Genomic DNA, 22,862 nt, shown 5'->3' with positions numbered 1-22,862 from the left:
GCTGACATCGGCGTGAAAGGGAAACCGATCATGGTTCATGCGATCCGCGTCCACCAGCCCGGTGGTCCCGAAGCCCTGGTCTGGGAGGAGGTGGCCGTGCCGCCGCCCGGCCCGGGGGAGGCTCTGGTCCGCCACACGGCGATCGGCGTCAACCTCATCGACACCTATCACCGCTCGGCCCTCTCCGGGCAGTACGCGATCCCACGCCCGGCCGTGCTGGGTGTGGAGGGCGCCGGCGTCGTCGAGGCAGTCGGCCCCGGCGTCACCGATGTGGCGCCCGGCGACCGCGTCGCCTACTGGATGCTGCTCGGCGCCTACGCCGAGCGGCGCATCGTTCCCACGCACCGCCTGGTGAAGTTGCCGGACACGGTGTCGGACGAGGTGGCCGCCGCCGCGATGGTCAAGGGGACGACGGCGCAATATCTGCTGCACCGCGTCCACCCGGTCAAGGCGGGGGAAACCCTTCTCGTGCACGCCGCGGCGGGCGGCGTCGGCCAGATGCTGTGCCAGTGGGCGCACGCTCTGGGCGCGACGGTGATCGGCACGGTCGGCTCGCCGGAAAAGGCGGCCGTCGCCCGGGGCGCCGGCTGCGATCACGTCATCCTCTACCGCGAGGAGGATGTCGCCGCGCGCGTCCGCGACATCACCGGCGGTCGCGGTGTCGACGTGGTCTATGATTCCGTCGGGCAGGACACCTTCATGGCGTCGCTGGACTGTCTGAAGCCCTTCGGCCTGATGGTCAGCTTCGGGCAGGCGAGCGGCCCGGTGGCGCCCTTGGATATCAGCGTGTTGGCGCAAAAGGGCTCGATCTTCCTCGCCAAGCCGACCCTGGCCACGGTCACCCGCAGCCGCGACGACATCGAGACGCTGGCCGGCGGGCTGTTCGAGGCCCTGGCCTCGGGCCGGGTCCAGGTCGGCATCGCCCATCGGGCGCCGCTGACCGAGGCCGCATCGGTGCACCGCGACCTGGAAGCCCGCCGCACGACGGGATCGATCGTGCTCATTCCCTGACGCGAACCGTCCTTCGCCTCGGAATCACATGGCCCGCATCGCGGCGACAGGAACACCGGAATGACGCACAATCTTTACAACCTGCTTTTGAAACCCGGAGCGCCGTCCGATGCGCGGGTGGCCCTGCGAACCGATACGGGGCGAACCGATACGGGGCGAACCGATACGGGGCAAACCGACACGGGGCGGACATGGACCTACGCGGACCTGTGGCGGACCGCCGGACGCATGGCGCACGTCCTTCACGAGGCCGGCGTCGGTCCGGGAAACCGGGTCGCCGTGCAGGTGGCGAAGTCGCCGGAGGCGGTGTGCCTTTATCTCGCCGTCCTGCAACTCGGGGCGGTCTACCTGCCGCTCAACACGGCCTACACGCTGGCCGAACTGCGCTACTTTCTCGACGACGCGGAACCCACGGTGTTCGTCGGGCAGACTCCGGTCGTCGGCGATCTGGTGCCGCCGGCCGGGTGCCGAACCTTCACGCTCGATCCGAACGGCGAAGGAACCGTGACGGCGGCGTGCCGCGGCCGCCCGCCCTGGGAGCGTGTCGCCGATGTGGGCCCCGACGAAGTGGCGGCGATCCTCTACACCTCCGGAACGACGGGGCGCCCCAAGGGCGCCATGATCTCCCACGGCAATCTGGCCTTCGGCACCCGCACGCTGGACGCCCTTTGGGGCATCTCCGAAGCCGATGTGCTGTTGCATGCGCTGCCCATTTTCCACGCACACGGCCTGTTCATCGCCTTGAACTCGATGCTGTATGCGGGCGCGTCCTCTGTTTTCCTTCCCAAATTCACGGCCGACGCCGCGATCGAGCATCTGCCCCACAGCACCGTGTTCATGGGTGTCCCGACGCTCTACACGCGCCTCCTGGCCGACCCGCGGCTCACCAGGGAGCGGTGCGGGAGCATGCGCCTGTTCACCTGCGGTTCGGCTCCTCTGTCACGGGAAATCTTCGAGGCGTTCGAGGCCCGCACGGGGCATCGGATTCTCGAACGCTACGGCATGACGGAAACCACGATCATTGCCTCCAATCCCCTCGACGGCGAGCGTCTGCCCGGCACGGTCGGCTACCCCCTGCCGGGGCTGGAGGTCCGGGTTGTGGACGCCGCCGGACAGCCGCAGCCTGCGGGCACGGTCGGCGGTCTCGAACTGCGCGGTCCGAACGTGTTCAAGGGCTATTGGCGGATGCCGGAAAAAACAGCGGCGGAATTCCGGCCGGACGGCTTCTTCATGACGGGGGATCTGGCACGCGCCGCCCCGGATGGCCGGCTTACGCTGGTCAGCCGCGCGAAGGAGATCATCATTTCCGGCGGCTACAATGTTTATCCGCGCGAGGTCGAGATCGTGCTCAACCGCATCGACGGGGTGAGCGAGACCGCGGTCTTCGGCGTTCCCCACCCCGACTTCGGCGAGGGCGTGGTGGCCGCCGTCGAACGCCAACCGGGTTGCGAGTCGCTCGATCCGGCCTCCATTCTCGCACGGGCCGCGCACGAACTCGCCGGATACAAGCTGCCCAAGGCCGTGATCGTCCAGGATGCCCTGCCCCGGAATGCCATGGGAAAGATTTTGAAGAACGAACTCAGTTCGCTGCACAAGGACGTGTTCAGAAAAAAGGACGTGTTCAGAAAACGAGACGCAACCGGTTGAGGTGTCGGTGCATCCGGGGCAGATCCTCACCGAACGCCTCACCGAACTCGGCCGCCACCTGACCCCAGCGGAGATCGCCGGCTTCAACGCTCTCGACGAGGACGGTCGTCCGCGCATCGACCCGTCCCGCGGCATGACGACGGTCGCCAAATGGGCAGCCATCAGCGTCTGGTGTGCGACCAGCCCGCAGTTCGACGGCCTCGGCGGCGACGATCACGAGGATTGCGGCCGCGAGGATTGCGGCCGCGAGGATTGCGACCGCGAGGATTGCGACGTCACCACGGTTCATGCCGGGGAGACTGGGTGGGCGGGCGTCCCTTCCTGGGCGACCGACGACGCGCGGGCCGCGCGGCTGTGGCACCTGTCGGAGAACCTGAGCAGGGCCTCAACCTCCCTGAGCCGTTACCGTGCCGGGCGTGAGCCGTCCGGCGCCGGCTGCCGGAACAGGCGCCGCAGTTCCTGCGGGGTTTGGCCGAGGACTCGGAGGAAGCCCTGGCACATCCGGTCCGGGTCGATGAAACCGACGAGGCGGGCGATCTCCTCGAAGGTTTGCCGGCCGTCCTCCACCATCGTCCGCGCCGCTTCCACCCGCATCCGCTCGACGGCCTTGGCCGGTGTCATGCCGGTGGAGGAGGTGAAGGCCCGGCCGAACTGCCGCACGCTGAGATGCGCGACGTCGGCCAGCCGCTCCACCGAGAGATCCGCCGCCAGGTTCTCGCGCGCGAAACTCAACGTCCGGCGGATGCGGTCGGACCCCGGATCGAAATCGAGCAGGGAGGAATACTGGTACTGGCCGCCGGGGCGCCGGTAATAGACGACGAGCATGCGGGCGAGGGAACGCGCCGCCTCCCGGCCCAAATCCTCCTCGATCAGGGCGAGCGTCATGTCGATCCCCGCCGATATGCCCGCCGATGTCCAGACCCCGCCGTCACAGGTGTAGATGCGGTCGCCATCCACCCGCAGGTTCGGGTAACGCGCCTGGAGCCGCGGCGCATAGAACCAATGGGTGGTCACCAGCCGCCCATCCAGGACGCCGCTCGCGGCGAGGATGAAGGCCCCCGTGCAGACGCTGGCAAGCCTACGGGTGTGGGGCGCCGCCGCGGCGATGGCCGCCGCAAGATCGTCCACCCATGGCTCGTCCGGGGGTTCCGGCGCGCCGACCACGATCAGCGTGTCCGCCGGGGTGTCGGTGCCGACCTCCGGCAACGGTTCGGTGATGACCTCAAGCCCGCAGGAGCTGCGCACCGCCCCGCCGCCCATCGACGCGACGGAGAGCCGGTAGTGCTCCCCGCACAGCCGGTTGGCGAAGGAAAAGGCGTCGAGCGGCCCTCCGAGATCAAGCAGCACGAAGCCCGGATGGACCAGGAAACGCACGTGACGGGCCATGTCCGAAATCCCGGGAATGATGACCTTTCCGCCATCATCGGCGCGCGATAGCCTTCGGTCAACCTCAGTGCTCAACGGAGCGTTCCATGACCAACCTTCCTGGCCGCGCTGCCCATCCCACCGGCGGCCGCCCGGACCGCGCCGGGGGCGACGTCCCCCTCTTCCCTTGACCGGAGTCCAACTATGAGCACCATCACCACCAAGGACGGCGTTTCGATCTTCTACAAGGATTGGGGATCCCGCACCGGGCAGCCCATCGTCTTCCATCACGGCTGGCCGCTCAGCGCCGACGACTGGGACAGCCAGATGCTGTTCTTCGCGGACAAAGGTTATCGCGTGATCGCCCATGACCGCCGCGGCCACGGGCGCTCCGCCCAGGTCGGCGAGGGCCACGACATGGACCATTACGCGGCCGACGTCGCGGCGGTCGTCGAGCATCTCGACCTGCGCGACACCATCCACATCGGCCACTCCACCGGCGGCGGCGAGGCGACCCGTTACGTTGCCCGCCATGGTCGGGGGCGCGTCGCCAAGCTCGTCCTCGTCGGGGCGGTGCCGCCTGTCATGGTGAAGACCGCGGCCAATCCCGGCGGTCTGCCGATCGCGGTGTTCGACGATTTCCGCCGCCAGATCGCCGCGAACCGGGCGCAGTTCTACCTCGACATCCCGAGCGGCCCCTTCTACGGCTTCAACCGGCCCGGTGCGGCGGTGCCGCAGGGCGTCATTCGGAACTGGTGGCGGCAGGCCATGATGGGCGGCGCCAAGGCCCAGTATGACGGGGTCAAGGCATTCTCGGAAACCGACTTCACGGAAGACCTCAAGGCCATCGAGGTGCCGACGCTGGTCATGCACGGCGACGACGACCAGATCGTGCCCATCGCCGACTCCGCGCTGCTGTCGGTCAAGCTGCTCAAGGCCGGCACGCTCAAGGTCTACGAGCGCTTCCCGCACGGGATGTGCACGACCCATGCCGACGTGGTGAATCCCGACCTCCTGTCCTTCATCGTCGGCTGACGCCCGCCCCCGATCCGAGGTGCATCCCATGAAGATCGTCGTCATCGGCGGAACCGGTCTGATCGGTTCCAAGCTCGCCGCCCTTCTGCGCGACCGCGGCCACGCGGTGGTCGCCGCGTCGCCCAGCACGGGGGTCGACACCATCACCGGCGCCGGCCTCGCCGACGCCCTCGCCGCCGCTGCGGTGGTGATCGACGTCGCCAACGCGCCCTCCTTCGAGGATCGGGCGGTGATGGACTTCTTCCAGACGTCCGGCCGCAACCTGCTCGCGGCGGAGGCCGCCGCCGGTGTCGGGCATCATGTTGTCCTGTCCATCGTCAACACCGACCGGATGCCCGACAACGGCTATTTCCGGGCCAAGGTGGAGCAGGAACGTCTGGTCGCCGCCTCCGGCATTCCCCACTCCATCGTCCGCGCCACCCAGTTCATGGAGTTCCTCGGGGCGATCACCGCCAGCCACGCGGACGGCGACACGGTGCGGCTGGCCGCCGGTCTCTTCCAGCCGATCGCCGCCGACGACGTGGTGGCCATACTTGCCGAGACGGCGCTCGATGCGCCGCGCAACGGCGTCATCGACATCGCCGGCCCGGACCGCGCGCCGTTCCCGGCGATCGTCGGCCGCTACATGGCGGCGGTCGGCGACGGCCGCGGGGTGGTCGGCGACCCGGAGGCCCGTTACTTCGGCGGTCGCGTCGGGGAGCTGTCCCTGGTTCCAACCGGCGAGGCCCGCATCGGTCGCATCGGTCTGGACGCCTGGCTCCGCCGGTCGCCGCGCCGCTGATCCTGCACCACCCATCCGGAGGATCCCCATGACTCGCCATGCCGGCGCGCCGACGCGCGTCCTGCTCTCCACCGCGGCCCTGGCCCTCGCCGCACTGCCGACGTCCATCACCCTGGCCGACCTGCCGGGAAGCCGGAACGCCAAGGTCACGCAGGTCTACGAGCACGCACTGCCGGACGTCCCCGGCAAGAGCATCCGGGGCGTGCTGGTCGAATACGGCCCGGGCGGCTCCTCGCCGTCCCACACCCACGCGAAATCGGCGCTCATCTACGCCACCGTGCTGGAGGGGGCGGTGCGCAGCCAGATCAACGGCGGCCCGGTCAGAACCTTCCAGGCCGGCGAAAATTTCACCGAGCTGCCGGGTGACCACCACAATGTCAGCGCCAACGCCAGCGACAGCCAGCCGGCCAAGCTCCTCGCGGTCTTCGTCGTCGATACGGCGGAAACCGAACTGACCACTCCCGACCGGCAGTGACGGCTGGCCGAACGGACCCAACGGAGCGCCCCGACAGCGGGCGCTCCCGACGAGGGAGAACCCCATGACCCGCACCGTGTTCATCACCGGCTGTTCGAGGGGCTTCGGCGAAGCGACCGCCCGTCTGTTCGCCGCCCGCGGCTGGAACGTCGTCGCCACCATGAACGCTCCGCCATGGACCTGACCACAAATCCGGGGCGGCACACCACCGCCTCACACGAGCCCATTCGGCAGCCGGTCCTAAAGCAGCGTCATCCCGCCGTCGACGCGCAAGTCGATGCCGGTCACGAAGCCGCCGTCGTCGCTGGCGAGGAACAGGGCGGCCCGCGCCAGTTCCTCAGGACGCCCGAGGCGGCCAAGCGGAATCGATCGCGCCAGATCCTGCTCGAAGGATGGCCGGTCGTCCGGCTGTATGCCGAGCTTGTCCAGAATCGGCGTGTCCACGGGACCGGGGCTCAGCACATTGACACGGATGCGCCGGTTGCGGAGTTCAAGCGCCCAACTCCGCGCGAAGGCGCCCAGCGCCGCCTTGCTGCCGGCATAGACCGCATGCCCGTCCAGCGCCTTCCCGCTCGCGATCGAGCCGGTCAGGATGATGGCTCCACCGTCGCGCATCAGGGGCAGCGCCTTGGTGACCCCGAAGAACACGCCGCGCGTGTTGGTGGTGAACTGGGCATCATAGTCCGCTTCCGTCACCGCCGCCGAAGGTGCGATGACGTTGACGCCGGCGTTGGCCATGTAGATGTCGATCGCGCCGAACCTCTCCCGCACCACCGAGACCAGCCGGTCATGCGCGGCGAGATCGGCCACGTCGCCGACCAGACCGACCGCGTCCTGCCCGAGCGTGGCGGCGGCCCGCTCCACAGCCTCCCTACGGCGGCCGGTAATCACGACTCTGGCACCTTCGGCCGCGAAGATCGTGGCTGCGGCGAGGCCGATGCCGCTGTTGCCGCCGGTGACGACGGCGATTTTGCCTGCAAGCTTACCCATGGAACCCTCCACTATGAAGAACACCGGGTATCTGGCCGCCGCGGCTGGCTGGAATTAGTCTCGTGTGCGGACAAGCACCTGTTCCGGATCGTCTCGAATGCCCGTTCCCGACCGCACCCACGACTTGCTGGCCTTCCTGCGCACAGCGGAAACCGGATCCTTCACCGGTGCCGCCCGCCGGCTCGGCACCACCCCGTCGGCCGTTTCGAAGAGTGTTGCCAGACTGGAGCGGCAGTTCGGCGCACGGCTGTTCCATCGCTCCACTCGCAACCTCGCACTGACCGCCGAGGCTGCCGCCTACGCGGAACGAGTTGCGCCGCTTCTGAGTGCCATCGAAGACGCTGGGGACATTCTCCAGCCTGGACGCACCGCCCAGGGCCTGCTGCGCGTGACGATGCCTGCCGATCTCGGCGCGGCTCTGATGGAACCGCTGGCACGCGAGGTTCTCGGACGAAATCCTGGGCTGAAGCTCGACGTCAGTCTGACGGACCGGCATGTCGACCTGATCCGCGAAGGCTATGACGTCGCATTGCGCGCCGGCGTCCTTGCCGACACCGAATTGATCTCGCGGCGGTTGGGGGCGTTACCGATGGTCCTCGTTGCCTCTCCAGCCTATCTGGCGGCACGCGGCGTCCCGCGGACCGTCGCGGCGCTCCGCACGCACACTCATGTCCGCTACACGGTCGCCGGCCGCGCCTTTCCGATCACCTTCGCCGACGGAAGCTCCTTCCTGCCAGAGAGCGTGCTCGATACCGACAGCAGCGCGGGCCTCCGCGGCGCGGCGCTGGCCGGCGTCGGCATCGCACAGGTCATGCGCGTGGCGGTGCAGGATGAGCTGGAGACGGGGAAGCTGAAGGTGGTGCTGGCGGAGGCGCCACTGCCCGGCGTGCCGGTTCAGGCGCTGCACGCCTTCGCGCGTCACGCGCCCTTGCGCGTCCGGCTGTTCATCGACTTCGCCTTTGCGCGGATTGCCGCGCTCGAGGCCAACGGTGCGCGCCAAACCGGCCCGGCGTGATTTCTCTCCGGGTTCATCGGAATCCGATGCCCTCACCGAGATGACCGGAAGGTCAGCAGCGCGCGCCGATGCACCGTCGGGGAGGCGCTACGCCAGTGGAGCCGGCTCCCCCCGGGTGAGCGGAATTCCGACGCTAAAACATATATTTTTGTTGCATCTTAAACGGCGCCAATACATTCATCTAAGATGAATGTTTAATCTGGCGCGAACCTCCTCGCCGCCACAATTCGAGCGGGACAATTGCCCCCGCCAACCCAGGAGCCCATTCGCCAATGCCTCTCACTCAGCAGACCGTCGCCATCGTCAAGGCCACCGTTCCCGCCCTCGCCGAGCATGGCACTGTCGTTACACGGACGATGTATCAAATCCTGTTTCGCGACCCTGAGGTCGCCGCGCTGTTCAACCAGTCGCATCAAGGCGAGGAAGGCGCGCAAACCAAGGCGCTCGCCAATGCCATCCTCGCCTATGCCCGCAACATCGACAATCTCGGCGCCTTGACGCCCATGGTCGAGCGCATCGCGCAAAAGCACGTCGGGCTGCAGATCCTTCCGGAGCATTATCCTCATGTCGCAGCCGCCCTCCTCGGAGCGATCCGCGAGGTGCTGGGCACCGCCGCGACGGAGGAGGTGCTGGATGCGTGGGGAGAAGCGTATTGGCATCTGGCCCACATCCTGATGGGACGGGAGGGGCGGATCTACGACGCCCTTGCCAATGAGAGCGGAGGGTGGAGCGGCTGGCGGGACTTCGTCGTCACACGGCGGGTCAGGGAAAGCGAGACGATCACCTCCTTCCATTTGTCGCCGAGCGACGGCGGCCCGGTGATCCGGCACCGGCCTGGGCAATATCTGACATTCCTTCTTCCCGTGCCGGGACGTGCGCCGCTGCGCCGGAACTACAGCATCTCCGCCGGTCCTGACACCCTCGGCTATCGCATCTCCGTGAAGCGAGAGCCCCGCGGCGCCGGTTCCAATTGGCTGCACGACCATGCCCGGGAAGGAACCGCGCTGAAGGTGTCCCCGCCCGCCGGCGACTTCTTCCTGCCCGAACAGCCGGAACGGCCGGTCGTCCTGCTGAGCGGCGGCGTCGGGCTGACGCCCATGGTGAGCATGCTCGAGGCGATCGCCACCGCTCCGACCGCGATGGAAGCGCATTACGTCCATGGCACCATGAACAGCGCCACCCATGCGATGGACCGGCATATCCGCGAACTGTCGGCGTCACGGGCCGGCATCACGGCGTCAACCTTCTACAGCGATCCGCTGCCTGGGGATCGGTTGGGCGTCTCCCATGACGCAGCCGGCTTCATCACGATCGATTGGCTGCGGACGAACACGCCGTTCCAAGACGCCGATTTCTATCTGTGCGGCCCGAAGCCCTTCCTGAAGGCCTTCGTCGGCGGCCTTGACCGCGCCGGCGTGCCACGCCCCCGGGTGCATTACGAATTCTTCGGACCCGCGGAGGATCTCGAGGCCGCTTGAGCGGCCTCTCCCGGTCAGGACTCCGGCTCCGCCTCCCCCCGTGCCGCGGTATGGGGGAGGGGCGGCTGCGGCAGGCCGAGCAGAGACGCCATGCTGCGGCGATGGCGGACGATGTCGGCCAGAGTGTAGTCGTCAAGGACAGCCAGGAACGCCTGCAGCGCCTCGTGCAAGGCGGTGCGCAGGTTGCAGGCCGGACTCAGCCGGCAGATGGGCGAGGCCTGCAGCGCGCCCATGCAGTCGACAATGGCCATGTCCTCCTCGGTGTAGCGGATGACGTCACCGATCCGGATCTGCTCGGCCGGACGGCCCAGGCGCAGCCCACCGTTCCGGCCCCTCACGGTTTCGACGTACCCACCCCGTCCAAGGTCATGCACGACCTTCATCAGGTGGTTCTTTGAAATGCCGTACACCTGTGCGATGTCGCTGATGGTCGGCAGCCCCTCCTGTCGCACGGCCAGGTACATGAGCACGCGCAGCGCATAATCCGTATAGCTCGACAAGCGCATTGCCAACCAAACCTGCATGGGGATTGCATCAATATAGCCTTGCGGCCCGGAGCTTGCAATCGGCCGATCCGGTCTGTCCGGATAGGAAGGAATCCAGCTCCGTCAAGGAGAATTCAGCGGTCGAAGCCGCGCGGGGTGCGGCATTCCGCCCCTGGAAAAACATTCATCAATTTTGCATCTTAAAGCACGAGATACAACCCCATTCCGATCGGTACCGGCGCCTCAGCCGTCCTGCTCCGGAGCCGACCCCGAGCCCACAGTCGCGCAGGAGAATGTATCATGACCTTGCACAGCCTGACTCTGCACCACCGGCCTCAGGACTTCGGCGACCACGTCGCTCTGGGATTCACCAAGGCGTTGCGTTTTGTCGCCGACACCTTCTTCGCCAAACGCTACGGGCATCGCGCCATCGTGCTGGAAACGGTGGCGGCGGTTCCGGGCATGGTCGGCGCAACGCTGCAGCATCTGCGCTGCCTGCGCCGCATGCAGCACGACCAGGGCCTGATTCACACCCTGCTCGACGAGGCGGAGAACGAACGCATGCACCTCATGACCTTCATCGAGGTGGCGAAACCGAACTGGCTGGAACGCGTCCTGATCCTGCTGACCCAGGGTGCCTTCTACAACGCCTTCTTCCTGCTGTACCTGGTTTCGCCGAAGACGGCCCATCGCGTGGTCGGCTATTTCGAAGAGGAAGCGGTGGTCAGCTACACCGGCTATCTCGCCGAGATCGACACCGGCCGGCACGCGAACCCGCCGGCCCCGCGCCTCGCCATCGATTATTGGAAGCTTCCGGAAACCGCGACCTTGCGCGATGTCGTGCTCGCCGTCCGCAACGACGAGGCCAACCATCGCGACGTGAACCACGGCTTCGCCGACACGCTGGCGGGTCAGCCGTCCGCCGACCCGGACCGCCGCGACGAGCCGCGCAAGGTTGCTTGACCGGGATGGAGCCGTTCACCATGAACGCCGCACCCCATCGCACGCACCCCATCGCACACACCGGGGACGTCATCTTTCGATGCGGGTTGCCGGCCGGCGCTCCGGACAGCGTCGCCCAGGCCGCGGTTCGGTCCCGCCTCGCACTCGACGACCCGCACGGTGCCATCCGGCCGGAGGGCGTCCCGGAAGGGATTGGTCAGTTCGCCGAAGAGCCCAGGCATGACGATGGAGGTCTCGATGCCCCAGCGCGCCAATTCGCGCGCGGACTGGGCCGCGATCGCGTCGAGCCCCGCCGCGATGGAACAGTGGACCGCCAGATAGGGCGCGGCACCCCCGCCGCAGCCCTGCTCACGAGCCAGACGACAAGGCCCTGCGACCGGTCCGCATGTGCGGGAGGATCGCCCGCATGACGCGCTGGGCGCCGAGAATGCCGCGTTCTCATATCCCGGACAATTTGGGCTCTTTCGTGTAATTACCCCTTAAGGGGGCGCCGTGAAGCGGGACTTCCGCGTCGTCCCCGGGGTCTCGACGGGACTCCCGCAGTGGCACGAAACAGGGGGGCACATGGACCGGCTGCAGGCGATGCGGATTTTCGTGAAGGTCGCGGAAACGGAAAGCTTCGCCGAAACCGCCCGCCACCTGCATCTGAGCGCGCCCGCGGTGACGCGTGCCGTGGCGGCCCTTGAGGATCTGATCGGCGCCCGCCTGTTCGTCCGCACCACGCGCTCGGTCAAGGTGACCGAAGCCGGGGCGCGTTACCTTGAAGACTGCCGCCGCATCCTGTCGGACATCACGGAGGCGGAGGCCGCCGCGGGCGGCGTCTACGCCACCCCGACGGGGACGCTCGCCGTCACCGCCTCCGCTCTGTTCGGGCCGATGCATGTGCTGCCGATCGTGACCGAGTATCTGGATCGCTATCCAGGCATGCGGGCGCAAACCTTCTTCGTCGATCGTCCGGTGAACATCGTGGAGGAAGGCATCGATGTCGCGGTGCGCATCGGGCACCTTCCGGATTCCGGGTTCACGGCCATCCGGGTCGGCACGGTCCGGCGCGTGGTCTGCGGCGCCCCGGCCTATTTCGAGCGCCACGGCGTCCCGGCGACACCGGCCGACCTCAAGCATCACCGCATCGCCGTGTCGACCGGTGCCTGGGCATCGCCGGAGTGGCGGTTCGCCCGGGATCAGCGGGTGACCATCGATCCGATCCTGCAATGCAACACCAACGAGGCGGTGATCGCGACCGCCAAGGCGGGTTGGGGCCTCACCCGGGTTCTTCATTACCAGATCGGCCCGGCGCTGCTGGCCGGGGAGCTTCGGATCGTGCTCGCCGACCATGAGGAGCCGCCTTTGCCCATCCACGTCCTCCACCCCGAGGGGCGCCACGCGCCGGCCAAGGTGAGGGCCTTCGTGGACCTCGCCGTGGCCCGCCTGCGCGAAAACCGCTTCCTCAATTAGGCCCCGGAGAAGGCTCGCCCTTCGAAAATTGGCGGGAAGACACCCGCATGTGCGTGGGTCACGCCCCGTCCGCCTCGCGGAAGGCCGCTTTCAGATCGCCGTAGAGGCGGCGGAACAGGCGGCGGCGCGGCGCCAGGGCGGCGGCCAGGGCCGGGTCCGGCTCCACCGTGTGGCGGATCTCCAAGGGCTGGCACACGGTGTCCGGCTCCTCGCCCGTCACCGCGAGGCGCGCCAGACGGGCCGCCCCGAAGGCCGGGCCGACCTCGCCCCCCGCCGGGTAGTCGAGCGGCCGGCCAAGCGCGCTCGCCAGGATGCGGCCCCACAGGGCACTGCGCGCGCCGCCGCCGATCACCAGGAACCGCTCGACGCGCCCGCCAGCCTCCTCCAGGGCCTCCAGCCCGTCGGCGAAGGCGAAGGCCACCCCCTCCAGCACCGCGCGGGCGACTGCCCCGCGGTCGGTGTCGTGGGTCAGGCCGAAGAAGACGCCCTTGGCGTGCGGATCGTTGTGCGGCGTGCGCTCCCCCGACAGGTAGGGCAGGAAGACCAGGGCGCCGGGGTCGCCGCCGTATGCCTCGGCCTCGCGCAGCAGCGCCGCCTCGTCCTCGGCGCCGGTCAGGCGCGCGGCGAAGGACAGGCAACTCGCCGCGCTCAGCATCACCGACATCTGGTGCCAGCGGTTGGGCAGGGCGTGGCAGAAGGCGTGCACCCCGCGCTCGGGGTTGGGCGCAAAGCGGTCGCCGCTGACGAACAGCACGCCCGAGGTGCCCAGCGACAGGAAGGCGCTGCCCGGCGCCACCACCCCGACCCCCACAGCGCCGGCCGCGTTGTCGCCGGCCCCGGCCGCCACCACGGTTCCCGGCGGGACGCCCCAGTCGGCGGCAACCTCCGCCCGCAGCGCGCCGGTGGGCTGGCACCCTTCGTACAGCCGCGGCATGTGCGCCTCGCCGAGCCCCGTGGCGGCCAACAGCTCGTCCGACCACGCGCGCCGGCCGACGTCCAGCCACAGCGTGCCGGCGGAATCCGACAGGTCCGAGGCGTGCTCGCCGGTCATGCGCAGGCGCAGCCAGTCCTTGGGCAGCAGCACCTTGGCGACCTCCTTGAACCGCTCCGGCTCGTGCGCCGCGACCCACAACAGCTTGGGCGCGGTGAAGCCGGGCATGGCGCGGTTGCCGGCGATGGCGCGCAGGTTGGGGGCGCGGCGCTCCAACTCCGCGCATTCGGCGCCGCTGCGCCCGTCGTTCCACAGGATGGCCGGGCGCAGCACGCGGTCGCCTTTGTCGAGCAGGGTCGCCCCATGCATCTGCCCCGACAGCCCGATCCCCCGCACCGCTGCCATCGCGTCGGAATGGGCGGCGCGCAGGCCGGCGACGGCGCGCCCGGTGGCGCCCCACCAGTCCTCCGGGTCCTGCTCCGACCACAGCGGGTGCGGGCGGCTGACCTCCAACGGCGCGGTGGACTGGCCGACGAGACGTTGCGCCGCGTCGACCAGCACCGCCTTGACGCCGGACGTCCCCAGGTCGATGCCGAGATACATGGACCCTTCCCCCAATCAGTCCGCGGCCTCAGACGAGGCGGTTCACCAGATTCTCCAGCATCTCCTGCCGGCCCGAGCGCGGCCGAGGGTCGAGGTCGAGTCCGGCGTCCGCCGCCCCGGCCAGATCCAGCCCGCCGAGGAGCTTTTGGCCGAGATCGCCGCTCCAGCCGGCGTAGCGCTCCGCGCGCAGGCGGTGCAGCCGGCCGTCCTCGACGAGGCGCGCCCCGGCCAGCAGCGCGCGGGCCAGCGTGTCGATGCCGCCGACATGGGCGTGCAGCAGGTCGTCCGGCGCGATGCTCTGGCGCCGGATCTTGGCGTCGAAGTTGAAGCCGCCATTGGCGAAGCCGCCGGCCTCCAGGATGCGCGCCATGGGCAGCGCCAGCTCCACATGGTCGTTGGGGAACTGGTCGGTGTCCCAGCCGTTCTGCGGGTCGCCCCGGTTCATGTCGATGGAGCCGAAGACACCCAGCGCCAGCGCCGCCGCCACCTCGTGCTCGAAGCTGTGGCCGGCCAGCGTGGCGTGGTTGACCTCGATGTTGACGGCGACCTCCCGCTCCAGCCCGTAGCGCTTCAGGAAGCCGTAGACCGTCGCCACGTCGTGGTCGTACTGGTGCTTGGTCGGCTCCATGGGTTTGGGTTCGATCAGGATGGTGCCGGTGAAGCCGATCTTGTGCTTGTGCTCGACCACCATCGTCAGGAAGCGGCCGAGCTGGTCCAGCTCGCGCCCCATGTCGGTGTTGAGCAGCGTGTCGTAGCCCTCGCGCCCGCCCCACAGCACGTAGTTGACGCCGCCCAGCCGGTGCGTCGCCTCCAGCGCGTCGCGCACCTGGGCCGTGGCGCAGGCGAAGACCTCCGGGTCGGGGTTGGTCGCCGCCCCGGCCATGTAGCGCGGGTGCGAGAACAGGTTGGCGGTGCCCCACAGCAGTTGGACGCCGCTGCGCTCGATGCAGCCCTGCAACCGCTCGGTCAGGCGGGCGAAGGTCGCCTGGGTTTCCCGCAGGGAGCCCATTTCGGGCGCCACGTCGCGGTCGTGGAAGGTGAAGAAGGGCGCGCCGAGCTTTTCGAACAGCTCGAACGCCACGTCCATCTTCGCCTCGGCCAACGCCACCGGATCGCCGCCGCCCATCCAGGGCCGGTCCAGCGTGCCGCCGCCGAAGGGGTCGGAGCCGGGCCAGCAGAAGCTGTGCCAATAGCAGACGGCGACGCGCAGGTGATCGGCCATGCGCCGGCCCAGGACCATGCGGTCGGGGTCGTACCAGCGGTAGGCGAGCGGGGTGTCGCTGTCCGGCCCTTCGTAGCGGATGCGCTCGACGCCGGTGAAAAAGGCTTCGGTCATGACAAATCCTTTCAAAGCTCGACCCAGGCGGCATCCCGGCGGCTCGATTCCACGGCGGCGTGGATGAAGCGCACGCCGCGCACGCCGTCCCGGACGGTGGGGACGAGGGCGGCCGGTGCACCGGCGGCGGCACCGCCCATGCGGGCGACGATCAGGTCGGCGGCGTCGCGGTAGATCTGGGCGAAGCCTTCCAGATAGCCTTCGGGATGGCCCGACGGGATGCGCGTGGCGTGCGCCGCCGCCCCGTCCGATCCGGGGCCGCCGCGGGTGATGGTGCGCGGCGGCTCGCCGAGCGGGCTGAAGCGCAGATGGTTCGGCTGCTCCTGGAACCACTCCAGCCCGCCCTTGTCGCCGTAGACTCGCAGGCGCAGCCCGTTCTCGTGGCCGGGCGCCACCTGGCTCGCCCACAGCATGCCGCGCGCGCCGTTGCCGAAGCGCAGCATCATGTGCGCGTTGTCGTCGAGCCGGCGCCCCTCCACGAAGGCGGTCAGGTCGGCGGCGACCCGCGTGCAGCGCAGGCCGGTGACGAACTCGGCCAGCTGGAAGGCGTGAGTGCCGATGTCGCCGACGCAGCCGGCGATGCCGCTGCGCGCCGGGTCGGTCCGCCATTCCGCCTGCTTCTGCCCGCTCTCCTCCAGCCGGGTGCTCAGCCAGTCCTGCGGGTATTCGACCTGAACGACGCGGAGGGCGCCCAGGTCACCGGCCGCCACCATGGCGCGGGCCTGCCGCACCATCGGGTAGCCGGTGTAGTTGTGGGTCAGCGCGAAGACGAGGCCGCTGCGCTCCACCGCCGCCGCCAGATCCTCCGCGTCCTCCACCGTGGTGGTCAGCGGCTTGTCGCAAATGACGTGGATGCCCGCCTCCAGAAACGCTTTGGCGGCGTCGTGGTGCAGGTGGTTGGGCGTGACGATGCTGACCACGTCGATGCCGTCGTCGCGCGCCGCCTCGGCCCGCGCCATCTCCGCGAAGCTGGCGTAGCAGCGCTCCGGCGGCAGGAACAGGTCGGCGCCGCTGGCTTGGCAGCGCTCCGGATCGGAGGACAGCGCCCCGGCCCGCAGCTCGTAGCGGTCGTCGAGGCGCGCGGCGATGCGGTGGACCGCCCCGATGAAGGCGCCGCGCCCGCCGCCGACCATGCCCAGGCGCAGCCGGCGGTTCGGCCCGGAGGCCGTCTTCCCTTCGATGGTCATGCTTCCCTCCCGCTCAGCCGATGCCGAGCATGCGCCGGTTGGCTGCCTCATCAGTGCCGGCCCCGGCGAAGTCGTCGAAGGCCTTCTCGGTCACTCGGATGATGTGCGCGTCGATGAATTGCGCGCCTTCGGCGGCCCCCTGCTCGGGGTGCTTCATGGCGCATTCCCACTCCAGCACCGCCCAACCGTCGAAGCCGTACTGGGTCAGCTTGGAGAAGATGCCGCCGAAATCGACCTGCCCGTCGCCCAGCGAGCGGAAGCGCCCGGCCCGGCCGATCCAGGGCTGGTAGCCGGAATAGACGCCCTGGCGCGGGGACGGGTTGAACTCCGCGTCCTTGACGTGGAACATCTTGATCCGCTCGTGATAGACGTCGATGTAGCCGAGATAGTCGAGCTGCTGCAGAACGAAGTGGCTGGGGTCGTAGAGGATGTTGCAGCGCGGGTGGTTGCCGACGCGCTCCAGGAACATCTCGAAGGTGGCCCCGTCGAACAGGTCCTCGCCGGGATGGATCTCGTAGCAGAGGTCCACCCCCGCCGCGTCGAAGGCGTCGAGGATCGGCCGCCAGCGCCGCGCCAGCTCGTCGAAGGCCGTTTCGATCAGCCCCGCCGGCCGCTGCGGCCAGGGGTAGACGTAGGGCCAGGCCAGCGCGCCGGAGAAGGTGACGTGCGCCGTCAGCCCCAGGTTGGCCGAGGCCTTGGCCGCCATCAGCAGCTGGTTGACCGCCCATTCCTGGCGGGCCTTCGGGTTGCCGCGCACCTCCGGCGCCGCGAAGCCGTCGAACGCCTCGTCATAGGCCGGGTGCACGGCGACGAGCTGTCCCTGAAGATGGGTGGACAGCTCGGTGATCTGCACGCCGGCTTCGGCCAGCACGCCCTTCACCTCGTCGCAGTAGCCCTTGCTCTCCGCGGCCCGCGCGAGGTCGAACAGGCGGCCGTCCCAGGACGGGATCTGCACGCCCTTGAAGCCCAGCCCGGCGGCCCAGGCGCCGATGGCCGGAAGGCTGTCGAACGGCGCCGCGTCCCCCGCGAACTGCGCGAGGAAGATCGCCGGCCCCTTGATCGTCTTCATGATGGGTCTCCCCATGAGTGTGTCGGTGTCCCCTCCACCGCCGAAGGCGGGGGAGGGCCAGGGAGGGGGCAGAGGTTCTTAGAACGGCGAGTCCGGGTAGTAGTATTTCGCGGCGTTCTCCGGGGTCACCAGCGTCGCCTCGATTATGTATTCCTTCTGGATCGGCGCCTTCTCCACCAGATGCTTGGCGGTGATCTCCATGGCCTCGGCGATCATCGCGGGCGGGTAGAGGACGTCGGCGGGAACCAGCACGTCCTTGTCCATGACGCGCTTGATCATGTCCTTCATGCCGGCGCCGCCCAGGATGAACATCTCCTTCTCGCGGCCGGCCTGCTTGACGGCCTCGATGACGCCCAGCGCGATGTCGTCGTCCTGCGCCCACACCGCGTCGATCTTCGGGAAGCGGGACAGGAAGTCCTGCATCACCTTGAAGCCGTCATCGCGGTTCCAATTGGCGTACTGCATCCCCAGCACCTTGATCTGGGTGCCCTCGATCTCCTTCATGAAGGCGTCGACGCGCTGGTTGTCGATCACGGTCGGGATGCCGCGCAGCACCACGATGTCGCCCTTGCCGCCCATCTTCTCCTTCATGAACCGGGCGGAGACCTCGCCCATCTGCGGGTTGTTGCCGGCGACGTAGAGGTCCTGGATGGACGGGTCGGTCAGGCCGCGGTCCACCACCGTCACGAACTTGCCGGCCTGCTTGACGGCGCGCACCGGGTCGGTCATCGGCGCGGATTCGAAGGGCAGGATGACCAGCGCGTCGATCCGCTGCACCGAGACCAGATCCTCCAGGTCGTTGGCCTGCCGGCCGACGTCGCGGGCGGTGACGATCACCACGTCGAGGTTCGGGTACTGCTTCTCCAGCCGCTTCTCGGCCTGCTGGGCGTGCCAGTTGAGGCCGCCGGCCCAGCCATGAGTCGCGGCGGGGATGGACACGCCCATCTTGATCTTCTGCTGCGCCCAGCCGGCGACCGGCGCCACCATCAGGCCCGCGGCCAGCGCCGCGGCCAGACCGAAACGGAACGTCATGGTCGATTCCTCCCTGTTTGTCTTTCTGTCAGCGACGCGCCACGGTCCCCCGTTGCAGGAGCACCGCGACGATGATGATCACCCCCTGGATGGTGCCGTTCAGGTAGACGCTGACGGCGCCGGTCAGGTTGAGGATGTTGTCGATCAGCGTGAGCATGACGGCGCCCACCACCGTGCCCCAGATGCGGCCGTAGCCGCCCTTCAGCATGGTGCCGCCGATGATGACGGCGGCGATGGCCTCCAGCTCCCACAGCAGGCCGGTGGTGGCCGAGGCCGAACCCAGCCGCGGCACGTAGATCACCACAGCGATGGCGACGCAGATGCCCTGCAGCACGAAGGCCAGCAGCTTGACCCGGTCCACGTTGATCGCCGAATAGCGCGCCACGTCCTCGCTGGAGCCGATGGCGGCGCAGTAGCGGCCGAAGCGCGTGCGGTACATGATCAGCGCGCCGATCAGCGCCACCACCGCGAAGGCCAGGATCGGGTAGGAGATCCCGAAGACGCCGCCGTAATAGACGGGCCGGTAGATCGTGCGGATCTCCGAGTTCAGCGACAGCGTGCCGCCATCGGCGATGTAGGTGACCAGGGATCGGAAGATGCCCATCGTCCCCAGCGTGACAATGAACGCCTCCATCCGGCCCTTGGTCACCAGCAGCCCGTTGACCAGCCCCGCCGCCAGCCCGAGCCCCAGCGCCACCAGGACGCCGACCAGGATGACCGGCAGCCCGGCCCCCATGGAGCCGACCAGCGCGTTCATCACCACGATCATGACGCCCGACGCGAAGGCGGCCAGCGAGCCGACCGACAGGTCGATCCCGCCGGCGGTGATGACGAAGGTGGCCCCGACCGCGATGATGCCGATGAAGGCGGTGCGGGTCAGCACGTTGCCGATGTTGCCGGGGCTGAGGAACACCGGGTTGACGATGGTGCCCAGCACGATCAGCGCGGCCAGCGCCAGGAACGGCCCGTAGAGTTTCAGATCGAAGCCGGAGGAGGGCTTCCGCGCGGCCTCAGGCATGACCGACGGCGTCATGCGCGTCTCCTTGTGATGGACGGCTTGATGAACTGGGTGATGCGCGCCCCTTCAGGCCGGTGGCGTAGCGGACGATCTCGCCCTCCTCGATCTCATCACCTTCCAGGATGCCGGTCACCACGCCGGAGCGCATGACCACCACCCGGTGCGACAGCCCGATGATCTCGGGCATTTCCGAGGAGATGAGGATCACCGACCCTCCCCGGCGGGCGAACTCGTGCAGGAACCGGTAGATCTGCTGCTTGGTCCCGATGTCGATGCCGCGCGTCGGCTCGTCGACGATCAGGATGTCCGGATCGACCTGCATGGTCTTGGCGAGCAGCAGCTTCTGCTGGTTGCCGCCGCTCAGGCTGCCGACCGGCACGTCCAGCGTCCGGACGCGGATGTCGAACTCCGTCACCGCGCGCTCCAGCGCCGCCGCCTCCCGCCGCTCGTCCACGAAGACGCGGCCGTAGCGGTCGAGCGCCAGCAGCGTCAGGTTCGGCTGCAATCCCTTGGCGAGCAGCAGGCCCTTGCCCTTGCGGTCCTCGGTCAGGTAGGCGATCCCGGCCGCCACCGCGTTCTCCAGGCGGCGGACGCGCAGCGGCTCCCCGTTGCGGAAGAGCGTGCCGGCGGTGCGACGTCGCAGGCCGAGCAGCCCCTCGGCCAGTTCCGTCCGCCCGGCGCCGATCAGCCCGGCGAAGCCCAGGATCTCGCCGCGGCGCAGGTCGAACCCGGCACCCCGCACCCAGCCGGGAACGTCGATCCCCCGCGCCTCCAGCACCGCAGGCGCGTCCGGCGCCGGCGGCGTCTTGGCCGGAAACAGGTCGCTGATCGCCCGCCCGACCATGAGCTGGGCGATGCCATCCTCCGTCAGTTCGGCGGTCGGGCGGGTGGCGATGTGGTGGCCGTCGCGCAGAACGGTCACCCGGTCGGTGATGGCCCGCACCTCGTCCAGCTTGTGGGAGGTGTAGACGATCCCCACCCCCTGGTCGCGCAGCCGGCGGATCAGGCCGAACAGCACAGCGGACTCAGTGCCGGTCAGCACCGCCGTGGGCTCGTCCATGATGAGGACGCGGACCTCGCGCGACATCGCCTTGGCGATCTCGACCATTTGCCGCTCCGACACGGCGAGGTCCCGCACCCGCACGCGCGGGTCCACCGGGCATTCCAGCTCCGCCAGGACGGCGCGGGACCGCTCGCGCATGGCGCGCTTGTCGAGAAAGGGGCCGCGCCGCAGCTCGCGCCCGAGAAAGATGTTCTCCTCGACCGTCAGGTGTTCGGCGAGGTTGAATTCCTGGTGGATCAGCACGACGCCCGCCGCCTCGGCGGCGCCGATGCCGGAAAAGCTCATGGGTCGCCCATCCACGCGCACGGCGCCCGATGTCGGCTGGTGAAAGCCGGACAGGATCTTCATCAGCGTCGATTTGCCGGCCCCGTTCTCGCCGACCAGGGCGTGCACCTCACCGCGCTGGACGGTGAACTCCACGCCATGGAGGACCTCGACGGGCCCAAAGCTCTTCGTGACGCCGAACGCTGCCAAAAGCGGCTCGGCCATGGGGTCGCCCCCTCCCTGGATTGCGGCTTCTCGTGTGGCCGCGAATTAGATAGACGGTCTAACAAATGGGAGCGTATGATTCGAATCAGCCCGCGTCAAGCCATGTCGGGGCGACATCCCCCACCTTTTCGGTGTATGCCCCGCCCGGCGCCCAACGATTGCCGCCAGACGCGCGAGACAGGAATCCGCATGCTGCCAAGGGTCAACTCGGCCGCGATCCGCCGCCTCAACATGGTCCGCGTCTTCCACGCGCTGCGCGAGAACCCGAGCTGCGCGCAGCGCGACCTCAGCCGGCTCACCGGCCTGGACAAGGCGACGACCTCGGCCATTGTGGCGCAGATGATCGAGGAGGGGCTGGTCGAGCGGAGCGAGGCGCCGCGCGCGCGCCGCATCGGGCGTCCGGAAACCGCGCTTGGCATCGCCCCGTCGGCCGGGCTGCTGGTGGGCGCCCGGCTGGAGCCGGGAACGATCCGCATCGTCTCCACCACGCTGGCCGGCACGGTGGTGGAGCAGTCGCAGATCCCCGGCAGCACCGACCTCACCGCGGCGCTGCGCCAACTGCACGAGGGGATCGACGCAGTCGTGGCGGCGAGCCGGCCGGAGGGCGGAGCGGCACCGCCGCCGTTGCGCGGCATCGGCATCGGCATTCCGGCGCTGATGGACCGTGAGGGCCGGCTCGTGCTGGCGCCCAATCTGGGCTGGCGCGACACGCCGATCCGCCCGCTGCTGGAGGAGGCGCTGGGCGCGCCGGTCCATGTCGACAACGACACCAAGGCCGCCGCCATGGCCGAGCGGCTGTTCGGTGCCTGCCGGGGGGTGGAGGATTTCGTCTACCTGACCGGCCATTCGGGCGTCGGCGGCGGGCTGTTCCTCGGCGGGCGGCTGTACCGCGGCGCGCAGGGCTTCGCCGGGGAGATCGGCCACCTGACCGTCGTACCGGGTGGCCGCCCCTGCGGGTGCGGCAAGCGGGGCTGCCTGGAAACCTACGTCTCCGAAACCTCGATCCTCGCCCAGGCCGGCGAGCGGCGGCGCGCCCTGCCCGACCTGTGGGCCGCCGCCGCCGCGGCGCGCGACGGCGATCCGGTGGTGCGGACTTTGCTGGAGGCGGCCGGTTCGCATCTGGGAATGGCGCTCTCCCATATGGTCAACCTGACGAATCCCGGCTTGGTGGTGCTGGGCGGCAACCTGTCGATCGTCGCGGAGTTCATCCTTCCGACGCTGAACGCCGCCCTCGACGAGCATGCGCTGGAACCGCTGCGCCGCGACCTGCGGCTTCTCGTCTCGCCGCTCGGCCCGGACGCTGTGCCCATGGGGGGAATCGCCCTGGCCATGGATGGCTTCCTCTCGGTGCCGGGACCCATCCTGTAAGGCCGTGCGCGATCGCGCCGGTGCGGCAATAAAGCCTTCCACTTCAAGCTGAAAAAGCCGGTGGCG

22 protein-coding genes are annotated in these 22,862 nt (G+C 69.0%); 11 read left to right on the top strand and 11 right to left on the bottom strand.

Going from position 1 to position 22,862, the window contains the following annotated elements; translation table 11 throughout:
- Positions 1-30: 30 nt before the first annotated feature.
- Positions 31-1,011 (top strand): quinone oxidoreductase family protein, encoded by a 981-nt coding sequence (locus tag DS837_RS16175; RefSeq protein WP_211102262.1) that lies wholly within the window; start codon positions 31-33, stop codon positions 1,009-1,011.
- A gap of 60 nt (positions 1,012-1,071) precedes the next feature.
- The gene (locus DS837_RS16170) at positions 1,072-2,658 is read left to right on the top strand and encodes an AMP-binding protein (protein ID WP_149165693.1); all 1,587 of its coding nucleotides are present in this window, start codon (positions 1,072-1,074) and stop codon (positions 2,656-2,658) included.
- Here the strand turns inward: DS837_RS16170 and DS837_RS16165 are convergent.
- Positions 2,633-2,947 (bottom strand): hypothetical protein, encoded by a 315-nt coding sequence (locus tag DS837_RS16165; protein ID WP_149165692.1) that lies wholly within the window; start codon positions 2,945-2,947, stop codon positions 2,633-2,635. The genes DS837_RS16170 and DS837_RS16165 overlap by 26 nt on opposite strands.
- A 113-nt stretch (positions 2,948-3,060) precedes the next feature.
- Positions 3,061-4,044 carry a GlxA family transcriptional regulator gene (locus DS837_RS16160; RefSeq protein WP_149165691.1) on the bottom strand — a complete coding sequence of 328 codons (984 nt, stop codon included), beginning with the start codon at positions 4,042-4,044 and terminating at the stop codon, positions 3,061-3,063.
- A 183-nt stretch (positions 4,045-4,227) separates the two neighbouring features.
- Here DS837_RS16160 and DS837_RS16155 point away from each other — a divergent pair, with 183 nt between their 5' ends.
- The 4 genes from DS837_RS16155 (at position 4,228) to DS837_RS16140 (ending at position 6,498) form a co-directional block, all read left to right on the top strand.
- Positions 4,228-5,058, top strand: a complete 831-nt coding sequence (locus DS837_RS16155) for an alpha/beta fold hydrolase (RefSeq protein WP_149165690.1) — start codon at positions 4,228-4,230, stop codon at positions 5,056-5,058.
- 28 nt (positions 5,059-5,086) lie between these two features.
- Positions 5,087-5,839 carry an SDR family oxidoreductase gene (locus tag DS837_RS16150; RefSeq protein ID WP_149165689.1) on the top strand — a complete coding sequence of 251 codons (753 nt, stop codon included), beginning with the start codon at positions 5,087-5,089 and terminating at the stop codon, positions 5,837-5,839.
- A 28-nt stretch (positions 5,840-5,867) separates the two neighbouring features.
- Positions 5,868-6,314 (top strand): cupin domain-containing protein, encoded by a 447-nt coding sequence (locus tag DS837_RS16145; protein ID WP_149165688.1) that lies wholly within the window; start codon positions 5,868-5,870, stop codon positions 6,312-6,314.
- 64 nt (positions 6,315-6,378) lie between these two features.
- Positions 6,379-6,498: an SDR family NAD(P)-dependent oxidoreductase gene (locus DS837_RS16140; protein WP_247889962.1), complete on the top strand. Its 120-nt coding sequence runs from the start codon at positions 6,379-6,381 to the stop codon at positions 6,496-6,498.
- Positions 6,499-6,554: 56 nt separating this feature from the next.
- Here the strand turns inward: DS837_RS16140 and DS837_RS16135 are convergent, their stop codons facing one another.
- Positions 6,555-7,304: an SDR family NAD(P)-dependent oxidoreductase gene (locus tag DS837_RS16135; protein WP_149165687.1), complete on the bottom strand. Its 750-nt coding sequence runs from the start codon at positions 7,302-7,304 to the stop codon at positions 6,555-6,557.
- Between the two features lie 97 nt (positions 7,305-7,401).
- Between DS837_RS16135 and DS837_RS16130 the strand changes: the two genes are divergently transcribed.
- Both DS837_RS16130 and hmpA read left to right on the top strand, forming a co-directional pair.
- Complete coding sequence (locus tag DS837_RS16130) at positions 7,402-8,319, top strand: LysR family transcriptional regulator (protein WP_149165686.1); 918 nt, start codon at positions 7,402-7,404, stop codon at positions 8,317-8,319.
- Between the two features lie 272 nt (positions 8,320-8,591).
- A complete protein-coding gene (hmpA, locus tag DS837_RS16125) occupies positions 8,592-9,797 on the top strand; it encodes an NO-inducible flavohemoprotein (protein ID WP_149165685.1) in 1,206 nt (401 codons plus the stop codon).
- Between the two features lie 14 nt (positions 9,798-9,811).
- Here the strand turns inward: hmpA and DS837_RS16120 are convergent, their stop codons facing one another.
- On the bottom strand, positions 9,812-10,321 hold the full coding sequence (locus DS837_RS16120) for an Rrf2 family transcriptional regulator (protein WP_276509454.1): 510 nt from the start codon (positions 10,319-10,321) through the stop codon (positions 9,812-9,814).
- 261 nt (positions 10,322-10,582) lie between these two features.
- Here DS837_RS16120 and DS837_RS16115 point away from each other — a divergent pair, with 261 nt between their 5' ends.
- Both DS837_RS16115 and DS837_RS16110 read left to right on the top strand, forming a co-directional pair.
- On the top strand, positions 10,583-11,245 hold the full coding sequence (locus DS837_RS16115) for an alternative oxidase (RefSeq protein ID WP_149165684.1): 663 nt from the start codon (positions 10,583-10,585) through the stop codon (positions 11,243-11,245).
- 564 nt (positions 11,246-11,809) lie between these two features.
- A complete protein-coding gene (locus DS837_RS16110; RefSeq protein ID WP_149165683.1) occupies positions 11,810-12,700 on the top strand; it encodes a LysR family transcriptional regulator in 891 nt (296 codons plus the stop codon).
- A gap of 58 nt (positions 12,701-12,758) precedes the next feature.
- On the opposite strand, the gene xylB is transcribed toward DS837_RS16110, so the two are convergent.
- From xylB to DS837_RS16075, 7 genes are all read right to left on the bottom strand, one after another.
- Positions 12,759-14,234: a xylulokinase gene (xylB, locus tag DS837_RS16105; protein WP_149165682.1), complete on the bottom strand. Its 1,476-nt coding sequence runs from the start codon at positions 14,232-14,234 to the stop codon at positions 12,759-12,761.
- Between the two features lie 28 nt (positions 14,235-14,262).
- On the bottom strand, positions 14,263-15,570 hold the full coding sequence (gene xylA, locus DS837_RS16100; RefSeq protein WP_149165681.1) for a xylose isomerase: 1,308 nt from the start codon (positions 15,568-15,570) through the stop codon (positions 14,263-14,265).
- Positions 15,571-15,581: 11 nt separating this feature from the next.
- Positions 15,582-16,757, bottom strand: coding sequence for a Gfo/Idh/MocA family protein (locus DS837_RS16095; protein WP_149165680.1), 1,176 nt, complete (start codon positions 16,755-16,757; stop codon positions 15,582-15,584).
- 13 nt (positions 16,758-16,770) lie between these two features.
- Positions 16,771-17,826: a sugar phosphate isomerase/epimerase family protein gene (locus tag DS837_RS16090; RefSeq protein ID WP_035681885.1), complete on the bottom strand. Its 1,056-nt coding sequence runs from the start codon at positions 17,824-17,826 to the stop codon at positions 16,771-16,773.
- Positions 17,827-17,904: 78 nt separating this feature from the next.
- Positions 17,905-18,858 (bottom strand): substrate-binding domain-containing protein, encoded by a 954-nt coding sequence (locus tag DS837_RS16085; protein ID WP_035681887.1) that lies wholly within the window; start codon positions 18,856-18,858, stop codon positions 17,905-17,907.
- Between the two features lie 28 nt (positions 18,859-18,886).
- Complete coding sequence (locus DS837_RS16080) at positions 18,887-19,891, bottom strand: ABC transporter permease (protein ID WP_174436348.1); 1,005 nt, start codon at positions 19,889-19,891, stop codon at positions 18,887-18,889.
- Positions 19,869-21,428, bottom strand: a complete 1,560-nt coding sequence (locus tag DS837_RS16075) for a sugar ABC transporter ATP-binding protein (RefSeq protein ID WP_149165679.1) — start codon at positions 21,426-21,428, stop codon at positions 19,869-19,871. Before DS837_RS16075 ends, DS837_RS16080 begins: the two co-directional genes overlap by 23 nt.
- Positions 21,429-21,617: 189 nt before the next feature.
- On the opposite strand from DS837_RS16075, the gene DS837_RS16070 reads away from it, so the two are divergent.
- Entirely contained in the window at positions 21,618-22,796 is a 1,179-nt protein-coding gene (locus tag DS837_RS16070) for an ROK family transcriptional regulator (RefSeq protein ID WP_149165678.1), read from the top strand.
- Positions 22,797-22,862: the final 66 nt, after the last annotated feature.

The organism is Azospirillum brasilense, assembly GCF_008365405.1.
GTDB classification, from domain to species: domain Bacteria; phylum Pseudomonadota; class Alphaproteobacteria; order Azospirillales; family Azospirillaceae; genus Azospirillum; species Azospirillum brasilense_D.
This window is presented reverse-complemented; position numbering and strand designations above follow the sequence as displayed.

Bases quoted from the DNA above. Each gene is read 5' to 3' on its own strand.
- DS837_RS16175 (WP_211102262.1), top strand. From the start codon at position 31: ATGGTTCATGCGATCCGCGTCCACCAGCCCGGTGGTCCCGAAGCCCTG.
- DS837_RS16170 (WP_149165693.1), top strand. From the start codon at position 1,072: ATGACGCACAATCTTTACAACCTGCTTTTGAAACCCGGAGCGCCGTCC.
- DS837_RS16165 (WP_149165692.1), bottom strand. From the start codon at position 2,947: ATGAACCGTGGTGACGTCGCAATCCTCGCGGTCGCAATCCTCGCGGCC.
- DS837_RS16160 (WP_149165691.1), bottom strand. From the start codon at position 4,044: ATGGCCCGTCACGTGCGTTTCCTGGTCCATCCGGGCTTCGTGCTGCTT.
- DS837_RS16155 (WP_149165690.1), top strand. From the start codon at position 4,228: ATGAGCACCATCACCACCAAGGACGGCGTTTCGATCTTCTACAAGGAT.
- DS837_RS16150 (WP_149165689.1), top strand. From the start codon at position 5,087: ATGAAGATCGTCGTCATCGGCGGAACCGGTCTGATCGGTTCCAAGCTC.
- DS837_RS16145 (WP_149165688.1), top strand. From the start codon at position 5,868: ATGACTCGCCATGCCGGCGCGCCGACGCGCGTCCTGCTCTCCACCGCG.
- DS837_RS16140 (WP_247889962.1), top strand. From the start codon at position 6,379: ATGACCCGCACCGTGTTCATCACCGGCTGTTCGAGGGGCTTCGGCGAA.
- DS837_RS16135 (WP_149165687.1), bottom strand. From the start codon at position 7,304: ATGGGTAAGCTTGCAGGCAAAATCGCCGTCGTCACCGGCGGCAACAGC.
- DS837_RS16130 (WP_149165686.1), top strand. From the start codon at position 7,402: ATGCCCGTTCCCGACCGCACCCACGACTTGCTGGCCTTCCTGCGCACA.
- hmpA (WP_149165685.1), top strand. From the start codon at position 8,592: ATGCCTCTCACTCAGCAGACCGTCGCCATCGTCAAGGCCACCGTTCCC.
- DS837_RS16120 (WP_276509454.1), bottom strand. From the start codon at position 10,321: ATGCAGGTTTGGTTGGCAATGCGCTTGTCGAGCTATACGGATTATGCG.
- DS837_RS16115 (WP_149165684.1), top strand. From the start codon at position 10,583: ATGACCTTGCACAGCCTGACTCTGCACCACCGGCCTCAGGACTTCGGC.
- DS837_RS16110 (WP_149165683.1), top strand. From the start codon at position 11,810: ATGGACCGGCTGCAGGCGATGCGGATTTTCGTGAAGGTCGCGGAAACG.
- xylB (WP_149165682.1), bottom strand. From the start codon at position 14,234: ATGTATCTCGGCATCGACCTGGGGACGTCCGGCGTCAAGGCGGTGCTG.
- xylA (WP_149165681.1), bottom strand. From the start codon at position 15,570: ATGACCGAAGCCTTTTTCACCGGCGTCGAGCGCATCCGCTACGAAGGG.
- DS837_RS16095 (WP_149165680.1), bottom strand. From the start codon at position 16,757: ATGACCATCGAAGGGAAGACGGCCTCCGGGCCGAACCGCCGGCTGCGC.
- DS837_RS16090 (WP_035681885.1), bottom strand. From the start codon at position 17,826: ATGAAGACGATCAAGGGGCCGGCGATCTTCCTCGCGCAGTTCGCGGGG.
- DS837_RS16085 (WP_035681887.1), bottom strand. From the start codon at position 18,858: ATGACGTTCCGTTTCGGTCTGGCCGCGGCGCTGGCCGCGGGCCTGATG.
- DS837_RS16080 (WP_174436348.1), bottom strand. From the start codon at position 19,891: ATGACGCCGTCGGTCATGCCTGAGGCCGCGCGGAAGCCCTCCTCCGGC.
- DS837_RS16075 (WP_149165679.1), bottom strand. From the start codon at position 21,428: ATGGCCGAGCCGCTTTTGGCAGCGTTCGGCGTCACGAAGAGCTTTGGG.
- DS837_RS16070 (WP_149165678.1), top strand. From the start codon at position 21,618: ATGCTGCCAAGGGTCAACTCGGCCGCGATCCGCCGCCTCAACATGGTC.